Source organism: Pseudomonas sp. S30 (assembly GCF_016518545.1).
Taxonomy (GTDB): Bacteria; Pseudomonadota; Gammaproteobacteria; order Pseudomonadales; family Pseudomonadaceae; genus Aquipseudomonas.
The window spans coordinates 273,207-288,053 of record NZ_JACVTO010000003.1; the positions used below are offsets into that span (position 1 = coordinate 273,207).

Here is a 14,847-nt window from a genome sequence, read left to right on the forward strand (position 1 = left end):
CCCGTCGCATCGCAGGCCAATCCGCTCTCACAGACCCACGGCAGTGGCGAACCTGCGGGAGCGGCTTGCCCCGTCGGGGCTGGCAGCCAAGGCTCCAGCCCCGCCCGACCATTCATCCTGCGCGGTTGAAATCCTTCCCCCCTCCCCCCATATGAGTCTGCAACAGGCATTTTCGCCCCGCTGCGTGGAGACTCTCTCTTGACCACCATCGTTTCTGTCCGCCGTAACGGCAAAGTCGTCATGGGCGGCGACGGCCAGGTTTCCCTGGGCAACACCGTGATGAAAGGCAACGCCAAGAAAGTCCGACGCCTGTACAACGGCGAGGTCATCGCCGGCTTCGCCGGGGCCACCGCCGACGCCTTCACCCTGTTCGAGCGTTTCGAGGCGCAGTTGCAGAAGCACTCCGGGCACCTGGTGCGTGCCGCCGTCGAACTGGCCAAGGAGTGGCGCACCGACCGTACCCTGAGCCGTCTGGAAGCCATGCTGGCGGTGGCCAACAAGGACGCCTCGCTGATCATCACCGGCAACGGCGACGTGGTCGAGCCCGAAGACGGCCTGATCGCCATGGGCTCCGGTGGCGCCTACGCCCAGGCCGCCGCACGCGCCCTGCTGAACAAGACCGACCTCTCGGCCCGCGAGATCGCCGAGACCGCGCTGAACATCGCCGGCGACATCTGCGTGTTCACCAACCACAACCTGACCATCGAGGAGCAGGACCTGGCCCAGTGATCGGCTGCTCTGGTGTCCCGCCCGTCGCGGGACTTTTTCCCACGCTGATCACTCACGCCACAGGACCCAATTTATCATGTCCATGACCCCCCGCGAGATCGTCCACGAACTCAACCGCCACATCATCGGCCAGGACGACGCCAAGCGCGCCGTGGCCATCGCCTTGCGCAACCGCTGGCGGCGCATGCAGCTGCCCGTCGAGCTGCGCGCCGAAGTCACGCCCAAGAACATCCTGATGATCGGCCCTACCGGCGTGGGCAAGACCGAAATCGCCCGCCGCCTGGCCAAGCTGGCCAATGCACCGTTCATCAAGGTCGAGGCGACCAAGTTCACCGAGGTGGGCTATGTCGGTCGCGATGTCGAGTCGATCATCCGTGACCTGGCCGATGCGGCCTTGAAGATGCTGCGCGAGCAGGAAATCGTGCGTGTGCGCCACCGCGCCGAAGACGCCGCCGAGGACCGTATCCTCGATGCCCTGCTGCCCCAGGCGCGGGTCAGCAGCTTCAGCGAGGAAGCCCAGCAGTCCAGCGGGGACTCCAATACCCGCCAGCTGTTCCGCAAGCGCCTGCGCCAGGGCGAGCTGGACGACAAGGAGATCGAGATCGAAGTCGCCGACTCGGTCGGCGTGGAAATCGCCGCGCCGCCCGGCATGGAAGAAATGACCAACCAGCTGCAGAGCCTGTTCGCCAACATGGGCAAGGGCAAGCGCAAGACGCGCAAGCTCAAGGTCAAGGAAGCGCTGAAGATGGTCCGCGAAGAGGAAGCGGGCCGCCTGGTCAACGAAGAGGAACTCAAGGCCAAGGCCCTGGAAGCGGTCGAGCAGCACGGCATCGTGTTCATCGACGAGATCGACAAGGTGGCCAAGCGCGGCAATGTCGGCGGCGCCGATGTCTCGCGCGAAGGCGTGCAGCGCGACCTGCTGCCGTTGATCGAAGGCTGCACCGTCAACACCAAGTTGGGCATGGTCAAGACCGACCACATCCTGTTCATCGCCTCCGGCGCGTTCCACCTGAGCAAGCCGAGCGACCTGGTGCCCGAGCTGCAGGGCCGTCTGCCGATCCGTGTCGAGCTCAAGGCCCTGACGCCCGAGGACTTCGAGCGCATCCTCACCGAGCCGCACGCCTCGCTGACCGAGCAGTACCGCGAGTTGCTCAAGACCGAAGGGCTGGACATCGCCTTCGCCGAGGACGGCATCAAGCGCCTGGCCGAGATCGCCTACCAGGTCAACGAGAAGACCGAGAACATCGGTGCTCGCCGCCTGCACACCTTGCTCGAACGCTTGCTCGAAGAGCTGTCGTTCAGTGCCGGTGACCTGGCCAGCGGCCACGATGAGACGCCGGTGAGCATCGATGCGGCGTACGTCAACGGCCACCTGGGCGAGCTGGCCCAGAACGAGGACCTGTCCCGCTACATCCTCTGAACCGAGCGTTACCGGCTGCAAGCGATGTGTCGATGCGCATCGCTTGCGGCGCGCCTGTGTGCAGATCCTGCGCCATGGCTTGAATATCGCTTCTCGAAGCTTGAAGCTTGCGACTCGAAGCTCACAGAAGAGACGCGTCCATGGCTCGCATGCCCTCCGCCATCAACCTGCACAAAGCCTCCAGGACCCTCGCCCTCACCTATGGGCCTGGCGAGGTGTACCACCTGTCCGCCGAATTCCTGCGCGTGCATTCGCCCTCGGCCGAGGTCCAGGGGCATGGCAATCCCATCCTCCAGGTCGGCAAGATCGACGTTGGCCTCAGCGGCCTGGAGCCTGCCGGGCAGTACGCCCTGAAACTGATCTTCGACGACGGTCATGACAGCGGCCTGTTCACCTGGGAGTATCTCGAACAGCTGTGCCTGCGCCAGCAGCAGTTGTGGGCCGAGTATCTCGACGCGCTGCACAAGGCCGGCAAATCCCGCGACCCGTCAGAGTCGGTGGTCAAGCTGATGCTCTAGGTCAAGGCTCGTCATCGTAGTGACGCATTTTCCTGCGAGTTCTGCTTGAATGGCCTATGGACAGCCAGTGACAGGCCGGTCTTGCGCGCGACACAAAGCTCGGGTAACCCGGGGATCCAGCCTGCTCCCGCAGCAGTGTGCGACCCCGCTCACCCGAGCCGCAGCACCCGGCGATGCCCGGGATCGCGCCACAGGTCGTCGCTATTCGTCTAAAGACAACGGAGCGTCGCAGATGAGTGACAAGCACAACGATGAGCTGCAAAAACAGGCCTCGGAAAGCACGCTGGGGCTCAATCCGGTCATCGGCATCCGTCGCAAGGACCTGCTCAGTTCGGCGCGCACCGTGCTGCGCCAGGCCGTGCGCCAGCCCCTGCACAGCGCCAAGCATGCCGCGCACCTGGGGCTGGCGCTCAAGGACGTGCTGCTGGGCCGCTCGCAACTGCTTCCGGCCAGCGACGATCGCCGCTTCAACGATCCGACCTGGAGCCAGAACCCGCTGTACCGGCGCTACTTGCAGACCTACCTCGCCTGGCGCCAGGAACTCAACGCCTGGATCGCCGAAAGCGACCTGCCGCCCCAGGACATCAGTCGCGGGCAATTCGTCATCAACCTGATGACCGAAGCCATGGCGCCCACCAACACCCTGGCCAATCCCCAGGCGGTCAAGCGCTTCTTCGAGACCGGCGGCAAGAGCCTGCTCGATGGCCTGGCCAACCTGGCCAAGGACATGGTCAACAACGGCGGCATGCCCAGCCAGGTCAACATGGACGCCTTCGAGGTGGGCCGGAATCTCGCCACCAGCGAAGGCGCGGTGGTGTTTCGCAACGACGTGCTCGAGCTGATCCAGTACCGGCCGATCACCGAACAGGTCCATGCCCGCCCGCTGCTGGTGGTGCCGCCGCAGATCAACAAGTTCTACGTGTTCGACCTGAGCCCGGAAAAGAGCCTGGTGCGCCACTGCCTGCGCTCCAACCAGCAGACCTTCATCATCAGCTGGCGCAACCCCACCAAGGCCCAGCGCGAATGGGGCCTGTCCACCTACATCGAAGCGCTCAAGGAAGCGGTCGACGCCGTGCTGGCGATCACCGGCAGCAAGGACCTGAACATGCTCGGGGCCTGTTCCGGAGGCATCACCTGCACCGCCTTGCTCGGCCACTACGCCGCCCTGGGCGAAACCAAGGTGAACGCCCTCACCCTGCTGGTCAGCGTGCTGGACACCACGGTCGACACCGACGTGGCGCTGTTCGTCGACGAGACCACCCTGGAGGCGGCCAAGCGCCACTCCTACCAGGCCGGCGTGCTCGAAGGCAGCGACATGGCCAAGGTGTTCGCCTGGATGCGCCCCAACGACCTGATCTGGAACTACTGGGTGAACAACTACCTGCTCGGCAACGAGCCGCCGGTGTTCGACATCCTGTTCTGGAACAACGACACCACGCGCCTGCCCGCGGCCTTCCACGGCGACCTGATCGAAATGTTCAAGAACAACCCGTTGACCCGAGCCGGCGCCCTGGAAGTGTGTGGCACCGCCATCGACCTCAAGCAGGTAGGCTGCGACATCTACAGCGTCGCCGGCAGCGCCGACCACATCACCCCCTGGCCTTCGTGCTATCGCTCGGCGCACCTGTTCGGCGGTCACATCGAGTTCGTGCTGTCCAACAGCGGTCACATTCAGAGCATCCTCAACCCGCCCGGCAATCCCAAGGCACGCTTCCAGACCGGCGAGGACCGCCCCGACGACCCGCAGGCCTGGCAGGAAAACGCCGTCAAGCATGCCGACTCGTGGTGGCTGCACTGGCAGCGTTGGCTGGGCGAGCGCGCCGGGGCGCTGAAGAAGGCACCCGCGCGCCTGGGCAATCGCGCCTACGGCGCTGCCGAAGCCGCGCCAGGCACCTACGTACACGAACGCTGAACCCTGCCCGCCCTTCGTCGGGGCGCGGCGCTTCATTCACCCTAGAGTCAGGCGCATGTCGCAACCTTATGTGTTCAGGACCGTCGAGCTGGACAACCAGTCCATCCGCACGGCGGTTCGCCCCGGCAAGCCGCACCTCACGCCGTTGCTGATCTTCAACGGCATCGGTGCCAACCTGGAGCTGGTATTCCCGTTCATCGAGGCGCTGGACCCGGACCTGGAAGTCATCGCCTTCGACGTGCCCGGCGTCGGGGGCTCGTCCACGCCGCGCCACCCCTACCGTTTCCCTGGCCTGGCCAAACTCACGGCGCGCATGCTCGACTACCTGGACTACGGCCAGGTCAACGTCATCGGTGTGTCCTGGGGCGGCGCCCTGGCCCAGCAGTTCGCCCACGACTACCCCGAGCGCTGCCGCAAGCTGGTGCTCGCCGCCACCGCTGCCGGGGCCTTCATGGTGCCGGGCAAGCCGAAGGTGCTGTGGATGATGGCCAGTCCTCGGCGCTACGTGCAGCCCTCCCATGTGCTGCGCATCGCGCCGATGATCTATGGCGGCGCCTTTCGCCGCGACCCCGACCTGGCCCTGCACCATGCGGCCAAGGTGCGCTCCGGCGGCAAGACCGGCTACTACTGGCAGCTGTTCGCGGGCTTGGGCTGGACGAGCATTCACTGGCTGCACAAGATCCAGCAGCCGACCCTGGTGCTGGCCGGTGACGACGATCCGCTGATCCCGCTGGTCAACATGCGCCTGCTGGCCTGGCGCATTCCCAATGCCCAGTTGCACATCCTCGACGACGGCCACCTGTTCCTGATCACCCGCGCCGAGGCCGTGGCGCCGATCATCATGAAGTTTCTCCAGCAGGAGCGTCAGCGCGCGGTGGTGCACCCGCGACCGGCCTCGCCGGGCACGGGTAAAGCGTAGATGGCCGCAACCCACCGACGGGCACACCCATGAAGACCCGCGATCGCATCCTCGATTGCGCCCTGACGCTGTTCAACCAGCAGGGCGAGCCGAACGTATCGACGCTGCAGATCGCCACCGAACTGGGCATCAGCCCCGGCAACCTCTACTACCACTTCCACGGCAAGGAACCGTTGGTGCTGGGCCTGTTCGCGCGCTTGGAGGAAGAACTGACGCCGCTGCTCGATCCGCCGCTGGGCGTGCGCTTGCGCGCCGAGGACCACTGGCTGTTCCTGCACCTGATCGTCGAGCGCATGGCGCACTATCGCTTTCTGTTCCAGGACCTGTCCAACCTGGCCGGCCGCCTACCCAGGCTGGCGCGCGGTATGCGCCGCTTGATCGACGGGCTGAAACGCGCCCTGTCGAAGCTGCTGGCCAGCCTCAAGGGACAAGGCCTGGTGACCAGCGACACCCAGGCGCTGGGCCTGCTGGTGGAGCAGATCACCCTGACCCTGCTGTTCTCGCTGGATTACCAGCGGGTGCTGGGGCACATGGGCGATGAGGCGGTGGTGGTCTACCAGGCCATGATGCTGGTGGTGCCGCACCTGGCCGAGCCGGCGCGCGGCGCCGTGCAAGCGCTGGCGGGGAAGTACCTGAAGGGCTGAGTGCAAGGCAAACTCAGGCAACGACCGCAGGCGCGCCTGCGATCGTCGTACCCGCCATCAGCCTTGGGCGGAAGTGCCCGAAGAGGCCGGCGTGTCGCTGCTGGCCGACGCAGCACTGGAAGGCGCTGCGGCAGAGGTGGCCGCGGGCTTTTTCGCGGCCGGCTTGCGGGCCACAGCGGGTTTGGCAGCAGCCTTGGCGGCGGGTTTGGCAGCGGTCGCGGGCTTGGCGGACGTGGCCTTGGTGGTGCTGGCCTTGGCGGTGCTGGCCTTGCTCGCCGGTTTGGCGGCCGCGGTTTTCGCCGGCGCCTTGGCCGGGGCCTTGCTCAGCGGTTTGGCCGCGCTTCGGGCCGAGGATGCCTTGGTGGAAGACGCCTTGCTCGAGGTACCGGTTTCACCCGTGAGTTTCTCGATCTGCCGGGCAAGGTGCTCGACCTGCTCGTGCAGCGCCTTGATCTCGTTGCGGCTGGGCACGCCCAGGCGCGAGATGGCACCGTTCAGGCGCTTGTCGAACGCCTCTTCCAGTTCGCTCCACTTGCCCAGCGCACGGTCCTTGACGTCGGACACCCGGGACGTGCCGGCCGACTTGGCCGCACCGGCATCCTTCTTGGCCTGCTTCTCGGCCTTTTCGCCATCCTTGACCAGAGAATCGAACAGCTTGGGGCCGTCCTGATCGATCTTCGAATAGATGCCCAGGCCCGCCAGCCAGATCTTGCGCGAGTACTTCTCGACGCCGCCGATCCAGGAACTGCCTGCCTTTTCGGTGCTTTTCTTGCCAGCCATCCTGCTCTCCTCGATGGTATGCACGACATGCCCGAGCAACCGATGCGCTGTTCGAGCGTGATGGACAACGCTTCAACGTCAGGTGTAGACGCTAAGCGCACGCGATTCAAGGCAGCGGGGGCTCGGTAGCGAACGCCCGCGTGCGTCCCTCGACGCGCAAGACCACTGTAGAGGCAGAAATTAGAATGCTCACCCTAGCCGCTGTCTGAAACGAGCGCCTAGAGCCCAGGGCAGTTCACACCAGCGTCTTGTCCAGCGCCCGTTCGATCTCGCCCTTGATGGTGCCGCTCATCATCGACAGCATCATGCCCAGCTTGAGGTCGATGCGGATGCTGTCCTCGCCGATCAGCACGCTGCCCTTGGCGCCACTGCGCGCCACATCGACCCGGTCGCCGTCCCAGGTGGCCTTCAGGTCGTACTCGCGCGACAGCCGCTCGACCAGGGCCTGGGCCTTGGCCCGGGCGGCTTCGCGGCCAAGGGAATGTTTGCGTTCGACGCTGATCTGAGTCATGCGGGGTATCCAGGCAATTGAGACATGATCGGCATTATGCCCGCCCGTGCCAGCGGGTTCACCCCGCCAAGACAAATCCGCCGGTTCACCCTAGAATGGCGGTACTTTTTCCCGGTGAAGCGATATGAACGACCAGCGCAAAGGCGATTCCGCCGAACCCACCACCCATTTCGGCTATCAGGACGTTCCCGAGAGCCAGAAAGCCAAGAAGGTCGCCGAGGTCTTCCACTCCGTGGCCGCCAAGTACGACCTGATGAACGACGTGCTCTCCGGTGGCATGCACCGCCTGTGGAAGCGCTTCACCATCGAGTTGTCCGGCGTGCGCCCGGGCAACCGCGTGCTCGACATCGCCGGCGGCACGGGCGATCTGGCCGCCAAGTTCTCGCGCCTGGTCGGCCCCACCGGCCAGGTGGTGCTGGCCGACATCAACGAGTCGATGCTCAAGGTCGGCCGTGACCGCCTGCTCGACCGCGGCGTGGCCGGCAACATCGAGTTCGTCCAGGCCGACGCCGAGAAGCTGCCCTTTCCAGACAACCATTTCGACTGCGTGACCATCGCCTTCGGCCTGCGCAACGTCACCCACAAGGAAGATGCCATCCGCTCCATGCTGCGGGTGCTCAAGCCGGGCGGGCGCCTGCTGGTGCTGGAGTTCTCCAAGCCCACCAACAAGCTGATGTCGCGGGCCTACGACGCCTATTCCTTCGCCTTCATGCCGCTGGCCGGCAAGCTGATCACCAACGACTCGGAAAGCTACCGCTACCTGGCCGAATCGATCCGCATGCACCCCGACCAGGAAACCCTCAAGAGCATGATGGTCGCCGCCGGTTTCGACCGCGTCACCTACCACAACATGACCAGCGGCATCGTCGCCCTGCACCGGGGGATCAAGCCCTGATGCTCCTGGCCGGCCTGCTCGCCAGCGTCGAGCACGGGCTCAACCGCGTGCTGCGCCTGGACAGCACGGCACTACCGCGCCTGGGCGCGCTCGAAGGCAAGGTGATCGCCATCGACTGCCGCCAGCCGGCCCTGCAACTGTTCATCCTGCCCGACGACGAGGGCCTGATGCTGGCCGCGCACTGGGAGGGCGAGGTGCACTGCACCCTGCGCGCCCCTGCCGCGAGCCTGGTGCAGTTGGCCCTGGCCAGGGACAAGACCGCCGTGCTGCACAGCCCCCAGGTGCAATTGCATGGCGACAGCGCCGTGCTGCTCGACCTGGTCGGCGTGCTGCAGGACCTGGAACTGGACTGGGAGTACGAACTGTCCCGCTGGCTCGGCCCGGTGCCCACCGCGCTGCTGGCCGGTCACCTGCGCCAGCGCACGCAATGGACCCGCCAGGGCCTGACGCGCTTCGGCCAGAACCTGTCCGAGTACCTGGCCGAAGAGGCCCGTACGCTGGTCGGCCAGCGCGAAGCCGAGGCCGCGTTCAGCGAGCTGGACGCCCTGAAGATCGATATCGAACGTCTCGAGGCGCGCATCCGCCGCCTTTCCTCCACTCCTGATTCCAGCGATATCGCATGAAGCTGCTCGCCGTTCGCCGTCTGTTGCGCATCCAGCGCGTCGTGATCCGCTACCGCCTCGATGACCTGCTGTTCGACCTGCCCCTGCCCTGGTGGCTGCTCAGCCTGCGCCTGCTGCTGCCGTGGCGCTGGCTGCCGCGCAAGCGCAGCGCGCTCAGCCGGGGCGCACGCCTGCGCCTGGCGTTGCAGGACCTGGGGCCGATCTTCATCAAGTTCGGCCAGTTGCTGTCCACCCGCCGCGACCTGCTGCCCACCGACGTCGCCGACGAGCTGATGCTGCTGCAGGACCGGGTCCCGCCGTTCGATCCGCAGCGAGCCGTGGCGCTGATCGAAGCGCAGCTGGGGGCCAAGGTCGGCGAGGTGTTCAGCCGTTTCGACGTCGAGCCGCTGGCTTCGGCCTCGGTGGCCCAGGTGCATGCCGCGCGGCTCAAGAGCGGCGAGGAAGTGGTGGTCAAGGTGGTGCGTCCCGGCCTCAAGCCGGTGATCGCCCAGGACCTGGCCTGGCTGTTCCTGATCGCCAAGGGCGCCGAGCGCATTTCCGCCGATGCCCGTCGCCTGCACCCGGTCGAGGTGGTCGGCGACTACGAGAAAACCATTTACGACGAGCTCGACCTGCTGCGCGAGGCGGCCAACGCCAGCCAGCTGCGGCGCAACTTCGAAGGCTCGGACCTGATGTACGTGCCCCAGGTGTACTGGGATTTCTGCCGCCCGAAAGTGCTGGTGATGGAGCGTATCTACGGCGTGCCGGTCACCGACATGGCCACCCTGGCCGACCAGCGCACCGACATGAAGGCCCTGGCCGAGCGCGGCGTGGAGGTGTTCTTCACCCAGGTGTTCCGTGACAGCTTCTTCCACGCCGACATGCACCCGGGCAACATCTTCGTCAGCACCGTCAAGCCCTGGAGCCCGCAGTACATCGCCATCGACTGCGGCATCGTCGGCAGCCTCACCGACGAGGACCAGGACTACCTGGCGCGCAACCTCATCGCCTTCTTCAAGCGCGACTATCGCCGCGTGGCGCAGTTGCACATCGATTCGGGCTGGGTGCCGGCCAATACCAAGGTCAATGAGTTCGAGGCGGCGATCCGCACCGTCTGCGAGCCGATCTTCGAAAAACCGTTAAAGGATATTTCCTTCGGCCAGGTGCTGATGCGCCTGTTCCAGACGGCGCGGCGCTTCAACATGGAGGTGCAGCCACAGCTGGTCCTGCTGCAGAAGACCTTGCTCAACATCGAAGGCCTGGGCCGCCAGCTGTACCCCGAGCTGGACCTGTGGAGCACCGCCAAGCCGTACCTGGAGCGCTGGATGCGCGAGCGCATGAGCCCCAAGGCGGTGCTGGGCAACCTGTACAGCCAGGCCGAGCAACTGCCCCACCTGGCCGACATGACCCGCGACCTGCTGGAGCGCCTGTCGCAACCGCACCTGCACAATTCGCAACTGCCCGAGCGCCAGCAGCGCGGCGATCGCTGGGCGCTGCGCCTGCTCGGTGCCGGCCTGCTGGCCGGTGGTGCGACCCTCGCCGCCGGCGCGGCCAGCCTCAGCGCACCGGCCGCATGGCCCGCCTGGCTGATGCTCGCTGCCGGGTTGTACCTGGTCGTGCGCCGATAGCCAGGCGCGCGGCTGGCTGGCACACTAGCGGCAATGGACCCGGTATGGGAGCGGGTCCGAGTGGGAGTCGACGATGAAAGACTGGCTGGACGAGATCAAGTGGAACAGCGATGGCCTGGTACCGGCGATCGCCCAGGACCACAAGACCGGGCGCGTATTGATGATGGCCTGGATGAACCGGGAAGCCCTGGCCCTCACCGCCGCCGAGCATCGCGCCATCTACTGGTCACGTTCGCGCGGCAAACTGTGGCGCAAGGGCGAAGAATCGGGCCACGTGCAGACGCTGCACGAACTGCGCCTGGACTGCGACGCCGACGTGGTCATCCTCATGGTCGAGCAGTTGGGGCACATCGCCTGCCATACCGGCCGTGAAAGCTGCTTCTATCGCGTCTTCGAAGACGGCCAATGGAAAATCGTCGATCCGGTTCTCAAGGACCCGGACGCCATCTACAACGCAGGACACTGAACATGAGCGACACGCTTGACCGCCTCGCCGAGGTGCTCGAACAGCGCAAGCAGGCGGCACCCGACAGCTCCTACGTGGCCAGCCTGTACCACAAGGGCCTGAACAAGATTCTGGAAAAGCTCGGCGAGGAGTCGATCGAAACCATCATCGCCGCCAAGGACGCCGCCAACAGCCACGATTGCCGCGATGTCATCTACGAGACCGCCGACCTGTGGTTCCATAGCCTGGTGATGCTCAGCGCACTGGGCCAGCATCCGCAGGCGGTGCTGGACGAACTGGATCGCCGCTTCGGCTTGTCCGGGCACGACGAGAAGGCCGCGCGCCAGCCGTCCGCCTGATCCCGGCCGCAGCGCTGCGCTGCAAGCCTGTCAGCGGTGAGCGCGCGCAGCGGCGCTGCCCGACACATACATTTTCAGGAGCACGAACATGGGTATTTTTGACTGGAAACACTGGATCGTCCTGCTGGTGGTGGTGGTGCTGGTCTTCGGCACCAAGAAGCTCAAGAACTTCGGCAGCGACCTGGGCGAGTCCATCAAGGGCTTTCGCAAGGCCATGAACGAGGAGGAGCACAAGCCGGCCGAGCCGACCACGCCACCGCCCGTCCAGCCTACCGTGCAACCCCCGGTGCAGCCACCGGTACAGCCCTCCGTGCAGCCGGCCCAGCAGCCCCACGGCACGGCGCCGCTGCACACGCCGCAGACCTTCGAGGGCCAGGCGCAGCCGGTCCAAGAACCTCAGCGCAAAGACTGAGCCATGTTCGGTATCAGCTTCAGCGAGCTGCTGCTCGTCGGTCTGGTCGCCCTGCTGGTGCTCGGTCCCGAGCGCCTGCCCGGCGCGGCGCGCACGGCAGGGCTGTGGATAGGCCGGCTCAAGCGCAGCTTCAACAGCATCAAGATGGAGGTCGAGCGCGAAATCGGCGCCGACGATATCCGCCGCCAGCTGCACAACGAGCACATCTTGCGCATGGAAGAGGAAGCCAAGCGCATCCTCGACCCGCAGCGGGCGAACGCCTCGCCCACACCCGCCACCCCGGCCTCGCCGTCGGGCAGTGACGTTCCGGCACCTGCCGCCGACACCTCCGCCACCCCAGCGGCTCCGACCACCGCCGAGCCGCCGCAGCCACCCCGAGCGCCATGAGCCAGACCCCGGAACATGACCAGCCGATGCCGCTGGTTTCGCACCTGACCGAACTGCGTACCCGCCTGCTGCGCTGCGTCGCGGTCATTTTCCTGATCTTCGCCGGGCTGTTCTCCTTCGCCCAGCAGATCTACACCCTGGTCTCGGCGCCGCTGCGCGAGCACCTGCCGGCCAACGCAACGATGATCGCCACCGACGTGGCCTCGCCGTTCCTCACGCCGTTCAAGCTGACCATGATCGTGTCACTGTTCCTGGCCATCCCGGTCATCCTGCAACAGGTGTGGGGGTTCATCGCGCCAGGGTTGTATCGGCATGAAAAGCGCATCGCCATTCCCCTGCTGGTGTCGAGCATCATCCTGTTCTATGCCGGCATGGCCTTCGCTTACTTCCTGGTGTTTCCGCTGATCTTCGGCTTCTTCGCCAAAGCCACGCCGGAGGGCGTGTCGATGATGACCGACATCGCCAGCTACCTCGATTTCGTCATGACCCTGTTCTTCGCCTTCGGCGTGGCCTTCGAAATCCCGGTGGCGGTGGTCCTGCTGGTGTGGATCGGCGTGGTCGACGTCAAGTACCTGAAGAAGATCCGTCCCTACGTGATCATCGGCTGCTTCGTGGTCGGCATGATCCTCACCCCGCCGGACATCTTCTCCCAGACCCTGCTGGCGGTGCCCATGTGGCTGCTGTTCGAGATCGGCGTGCTGTGTGGCGGGTTGATCCGCAAGCGCAGCCACGAACCGCAAGACACCGCGAACGACCACGACGACCAGCCACCAGCGACCCGCGCGTGAACCTGCTGCTGCTCGAAGAGGCCGATTTCGTCGCGGCCGACCGCGTGGTGCTCGGCGACCGACGCCTGACCCACATGCAGCAGATCCACCGCGTGGCGGTGGGTGATCGCCTGCGGGTCGGGTGCATCGACGGCCTGATGGGACAGGCCGAAGTGCTGAGCCTGACGGCGGCCCACGCCGAGCTGAGGGTGGCGTTCGACCAGCCGCCGCCGGCCAAGCTGCCGCTCACCCTGGTGCTGGCCGTGCCGCGCCCGAAGATGCTGCGCCGGCTGTTCCAGACCATCGCCACCCTCGGCGTGCCGCGCCTGATCCTGATCAACAGCTACAAGGTCGAGAAGAGTTTCTGGCAGACCCCCTTCCTGCACCCGGACAGCATCCGCGAAAACCTGATCCTGGGCCTGGAGCAGGCCCGCGACACGGTGTTGCCGGACATCGTCATCGAGAAGCGCTTCAAGCCTTTCGTCGAAGACCGCCTGCCGGCCATCGCTGCCGGCACCCTGGGCCTGGTCGGCCATCCCGGGCCGTACCCGGCCTGCCCGCGTGCCGTGGCGACGCCGGTGACCCTGGCGATCGGCCCGGAGGGTGGCTGGATCCCCTATGAAGTGGATCTGCTGGCCAAGGCCGGGTTGGCACCGGTCCAGCTCGGCGAGCGCATCCTGCGGGTCGAAACCGCCGTGACCGCCCTGCTATCCCGTATCTTCTGACTGGCCAGTCGCTGGAATAAATCGTCAAGTTTCTCCCGCATTGGCCGATGGGCTAGACAACGCCAATAACAACCCAGGCAGGGTCCCGTGTCCAGTTGGAGGACGTCATGTTCGCAAAGGTTGCCCAATCGCTGGGAAACATCAGTGTCAGCCGCAAGCTCACTGCGGGCTTCGGCCTGGTCCTGCTCCTGACCCTGGCCATCGCCGCCACCGGCTGGCGCGGCATGGACAGCGTGATCGACCGTGGCGACAAGCTCGGCAACATCTCGCTCATCCTGGCCAACGCCCAGGACCTGCGCATCGCTCGCCAACGCTACGACCGTGAGCGCGACGACGCCTCGGCCGGCCTGCTGCAGAAATCCATCGATCAGCTCAGTGACCAGGTCGAGAAGATGGCCAAGCGCATCGAGCAGCCGGCAGACCAGCAGCGCCTGGAGCAGCAACGCCAGGCGCTGGTCGAATACCGCAAGGCCCAGGCCGATCTCATCCAGGCCGAACAACGCCGTCAGGCCGCCAGAGGCATGCTCGGCGACAGCGCCGACAAGGCCGCCGCGCTGATCGATCAGGTGCAGCAGCGCCTGCTCCAGGGCGGCGACATCAACCAGTACCAGCACATCGTGCAGGCCAGCGCGCTGCTGCAACAGGCCCGCTTCCAGGTACGCGGCTACACCTACAGCGGCAAAGCCGAGTTCCAGCAGACCGCCTTGCAGGCCATCGACCAGTCACTGGCGGTGCTCAAGGCCCTGCCGGCACAGGTAGCCCCCGAATACGCCGCCAGCATCGATGACTCGGCCACGGCCATGGCGGCGTATCGCGATGCGGTGAACCAGGTGGGCGTGGCCCAGGAAGCGGCGAACCAGGCCTTGCAGCGCATGCTCACCCAGGACCGGTCGATCAGCGACATCGGCCAGCAGATGACCGCCTCGCAGACCCTGGTGCGTGACGAAGGCGCCCGCCAGGCCAAGGCCTTGCTGGGCCTGGCCACCGTACTGGCGTTGCTGCTGGGCCTGATCGCCGCCGTGGCCATCACCCGGCAGATCGTCGCGCCGCTGCGTCGCACGCTGGCGGCGGCCGAGCGCGTGGCCAGCGGCGACCTCGCCGTCGAAGCGCCAGTGCAGCGCCGTGACGAGCTGGGCCAGTTGCAAGCCAGCATGCAGCGCATGACCCAGGGCCTGCGCGAACTGATCGGCGGCA

Annotated in this window: 17 protein-coding genes and 1 pseudogene; 16 read left to right on the forward strand and 2 right to left on the reverse strand. The window is 66.0% G+C overall.

Translation table 11 applies throughout. The features are described 5' to 3' along the window. The first annotated feature begins 198 nt into the window (after window positions 1-198). From hslV to IAE34_RS05735, 6 genes are all read left to right on the forward strand, one after another. On the forward strand, window positions 199-729 hold the full coding sequence (hslV, locus tag IAE34_RS05710) for an ATP-dependent protease subunit HslV (RefSeq protein ID WP_200137889.1): 531 nt from the start codon (window positions 199-201) through the stop codon (window positions 727-729). 76 nt (window positions 730-805) lie between these two features. Further along, window positions 806-2,149 carry an ATP-dependent protease ATPase subunit HslU gene (hslU, locus tag IAE34_RS05715; protein ID WP_200137890.1) on the forward strand — a complete coding sequence of 448 codons (1,344 nt, stop codon included), beginning with the start codon at window positions 806-808 and terminating at the stop codon, window positions 2,147-2,149. A 140-nt stretch (window positions 2,150-2,289) separates the two neighbouring features. After that, entirely contained in the window at window positions 2,290-2,667 is a 378-nt protein-coding gene (locus IAE34_RS05720; protein ID WP_200137891.1) for a gamma-butyrobetaine hydroxylase-like domain-containing protein, read from the forward strand. Window positions 2,668-2,899: 232 nt separating this feature from the next. Next, a complete protein-coding gene (gene phaC / locus IAE34_RS05725) occupies window positions 2,900-4,579 on the forward strand; it encodes a class II poly(R)-hydroxyalkanoic acid synthase (RefSeq protein WP_200137892.1) in 1,680 nt (559 codons plus the stop codon). A 55-nt stretch (window positions 4,580-4,634) separates the two neighbouring features. After that, window positions 4,635-5,498, forward strand: a complete 864-nt coding sequence (gene phaZ, locus IAE34_RS05730; RefSeq protein ID WP_200137893.1) for a poly(3-hydroxyalkanoate) depolymerase — start codon at window positions 4,635-4,637, stop codon at window positions 5,496-5,498. Window positions 5,499-5,527: 29 nt separating this feature from the next. Next, window positions 5,528-6,142, forward strand: coding sequence for a TetR/AcrR family transcriptional regulator (locus tag IAE34_RS05735; protein ID WP_200137894.1), 615 nt, complete (start codon window positions 5,528-5,530; stop codon window positions 6,140-6,142). Window positions 6,143-6,199: 57 nt separating this feature from the next. On the opposite strand, the gene IAE34_RS05740 is transcribed toward IAE34_RS05735, so the two are convergent. Both IAE34_RS05740 and IAE34_RS05745 read right to left on the reverse strand, forming a co-directional pair. Then, a complete protein-coding gene (locus tag IAE34_RS05740; RefSeq protein WP_200137895.1) occupies window positions 6,200-6,922 on the reverse strand; it encodes a phasin family protein in 723 nt (240 codons plus the stop codon). Between the two features lie 235 nt (window positions 6,923-7,157). Next, window positions 7,158-7,433 (reverse strand): polyhydroxyalkanoic acid system family protein, encoded by a 276-nt coding sequence (locus tag IAE34_RS05745; RefSeq protein WP_200137896.1) that lies wholly within the window; start codon window positions 7,431-7,433, stop codon window positions 7,158-7,160. Window positions 7,434-7,557: 124 nt separating this feature from the next. On the opposite strand from IAE34_RS05745, the gene ubiE reads away from it, so the two are divergent. The 10 genes and pseudogenes from ubiE to IAE34_RS24685 all read left to right on the forward strand — a co-directional run. Further along, window positions 7,558-8,328, forward strand: a complete 771-nt coding sequence (gene ubiE, locus IAE34_RS05750) for a bifunctional demethylmenaquinone methyltransferase/2-methoxy-6-polyprenyl-1,4-benzoquinol methylase UbiE (protein ID WP_200137897.1) — start codon at window positions 7,558-7,560, stop codon at window positions 8,326-8,328. Next, the gene (locus IAE34_RS05755) at window positions 8,328-8,951 is read left to right on the forward strand and encodes a ubiquinone biosynthesis accessory factor UbiJ (RefSeq protein WP_200137898.1); all 624 of its coding nucleotides are present in this window, start codon (window positions 8,328-8,330) and stop codon (window positions 8,949-8,951) included. The genes ubiE and IAE34_RS05755 overlap by 1 nt, the downstream gene beginning before the upstream one ends. Then, the gene (gene ubiB, locus IAE34_RS05760; protein ID WP_200137899.1) at window positions 8,948-10,558 is read left to right on the forward strand and encodes a ubiquinone biosynthesis regulatory protein kinase UbiB; all 1,611 of its coding nucleotides are present in this window, start codon (window positions 8,948-8,950) and stop codon (window positions 10,556-10,558) included. The genes IAE34_RS05755 and ubiB overlap by 4 nt, the downstream gene beginning before the upstream one ends. A 73-nt stretch (window positions 10,559-10,631) precedes the next feature. Next, complete coding sequence (gene hisI / locus IAE34_RS05765; RefSeq protein ID WP_200137900.1) at window positions 10,632-11,024, forward strand: phosphoribosyl-AMP cyclohydrolase; 393 nt, start codon at window positions 10,632-10,634, stop codon at window positions 11,022-11,024. Window positions 11,025-11,026: 2 nt separating this feature from the next. Beyond that, window positions 11,027-11,362 carry a phosphoribosyl-ATP diphosphatase gene (locus IAE34_RS05770; RefSeq protein WP_200137901.1) on the forward strand — a complete coding sequence of 112 codons (336 nt, stop codon included), beginning with the start codon at window positions 11,027-11,029 and terminating at the stop codon, window positions 11,360-11,362. A gap of 88 nt (window positions 11,363-11,450) precedes the next feature. After that, entirely contained in the window at window positions 11,451-11,774 is a 324-nt protein-coding gene (locus IAE34_RS05775; RefSeq protein ID WP_200137902.1) for a twin-arginine translocase TatA/TatE family subunit, read from the forward strand. 3 nt (window positions 11,775-11,777) lie between these two features. After that, window positions 11,778-12,161, forward strand: a complete 384-nt coding sequence (gene tatB / locus IAE34_RS05780) for a Sec-independent protein translocase protein TatB (RefSeq protein ID WP_200137903.1) — start codon at window positions 11,778-11,780, stop codon at window positions 12,159-12,161. Beyond that, on the forward strand, window positions 12,158-12,949 hold the full coding sequence (gene tatC / locus IAE34_RS05785; RefSeq protein ID WP_200137904.1) for a twin-arginine translocase subunit TatC: 792 nt from the start codon (window positions 12,158-12,160) through the stop codon (window positions 12,947-12,949). The genes tatB and tatC overlap by 4 nt, the downstream gene beginning before the upstream one ends. Then, window positions 12,946-13,653 (forward strand): 16S rRNA (uracil(1498)-N(3))-methyltransferase, encoded by a 708-nt coding sequence (locus tag IAE34_RS05790; protein WP_200137905.1) that lies wholly within the window; start codon window positions 12,946-12,948, stop codon window positions 13,651-13,653. Before tatC ends, IAE34_RS05790 begins: the two co-directional genes overlap by 4 nt. A gap of 224 nt (window positions 13,654-13,877) precedes the next feature. Further along, window positions 13,878-14,822 (forward strand): annotated as a pseudogene (locus IAE34_RS24685) (methyl-accepting chemotaxis protein); the annotation flags it as partial. Window positions 14,823-14,847 lie beyond the last annotated feature (25 nt).

Excerpts from the sequence above, each read along its gene's own strand:
- ubiB (WP_200137899.1), top strand. The coding sequence starts at position 8,948 with ATGAAGCTGCTCGCCGTTCGCCGTCTGTTGCGCATCCAGCGCGTCGTG.
- hisI (WP_200137900.1), top strand. The coding sequence starts at position 10,632 with ATGAAAGACTGGCTGGACGAGATCAAGTGGAACAGCGATGGCCTGGTA.
- IAE34_RS05740 (WP_200137895.1), bottom strand. The coding sequence starts at position 6,922 with ATGGCTGGCAAGAAAAGCACCGAAAAGGCAGGCAGTTCCTGGATCGGC.
- IAE34_RS05755 (WP_200137898.1), top strand. The coding sequence starts at position 8,328 with ATGCTCCTGGCCGGCCTGCTCGCCAGCGTCGAGCACGGGCTCAACCGC.
- tatB (WP_200137903.1), top strand. The coding sequence starts at position 11,778 with ATGTTCGGTATCAGCTTCAGCGAGCTGCTGCTCGTCGGTCTGGTCGCC.
- phaZ (WP_200137893.1), top strand. The coding sequence starts at position 4,635 with ATGTCGCAACCTTATGTGTTCAGGACCGTCGAGCTGGACAACCAGTCC.
- IAE34_RS05770 (WP_200137901.1), top strand. The coding sequence starts at position 11,027 with ATGAGCGACACGCTTGACCGCCTCGCCGAGGTGCTCGAACAGCGCAAG.
- IAE34_RS05775 (WP_200137902.1), top strand. The coding sequence starts at position 11,451 with ATGGGTATTTTTGACTGGAAACACTGGATCGTCCTGCTGGTGGTGGTG.
- IAE34_RS05735 (WP_200137894.1), top strand. The coding sequence starts at position 5,528 with ATGAAGACCCGCGATCGCATCCTCGATTGCGCCCTGACGCTGTTCAAC.
- phaC (WP_200137892.1), top strand. The coding sequence starts at position 2,900 with ATGAGTGACAAGCACAACGATGAGCTGCAAAAACAGGCCTCGGAAAGC.
- IAE34_RS05720 (WP_200137891.1), top strand. The coding sequence starts at position 2,290 with ATGGCTCGCATGCCCTCCGCCATCAACCTGCACAAAGCCTCCAGGACC.
- tatC (WP_200137904.1), top strand. The coding sequence starts at position 12,158 with ATGAGCCAGACCCCGGAACATGACCAGCCGATGCCGCTGGTTTCGCAC.
- hslU (WP_200137890.1), top strand. The coding sequence starts at position 806 with ATGTCCATGACCCCCCGCGAGATCGTCCACGAACTCAACCGCCACATC.
- ubiE (WP_200137897.1), top strand. The coding sequence starts at position 7,558 with ATGAACGACCAGCGCAAAGGCGATTCCGCCGAACCCACCACCCATTTC.
- IAE34_RS05745 (WP_200137896.1), bottom strand. The coding sequence starts at position 7,433 with ATGACTCAGATCAGCGTCGAACGCAAACATTCCCTTGGCCGCGAAGCC.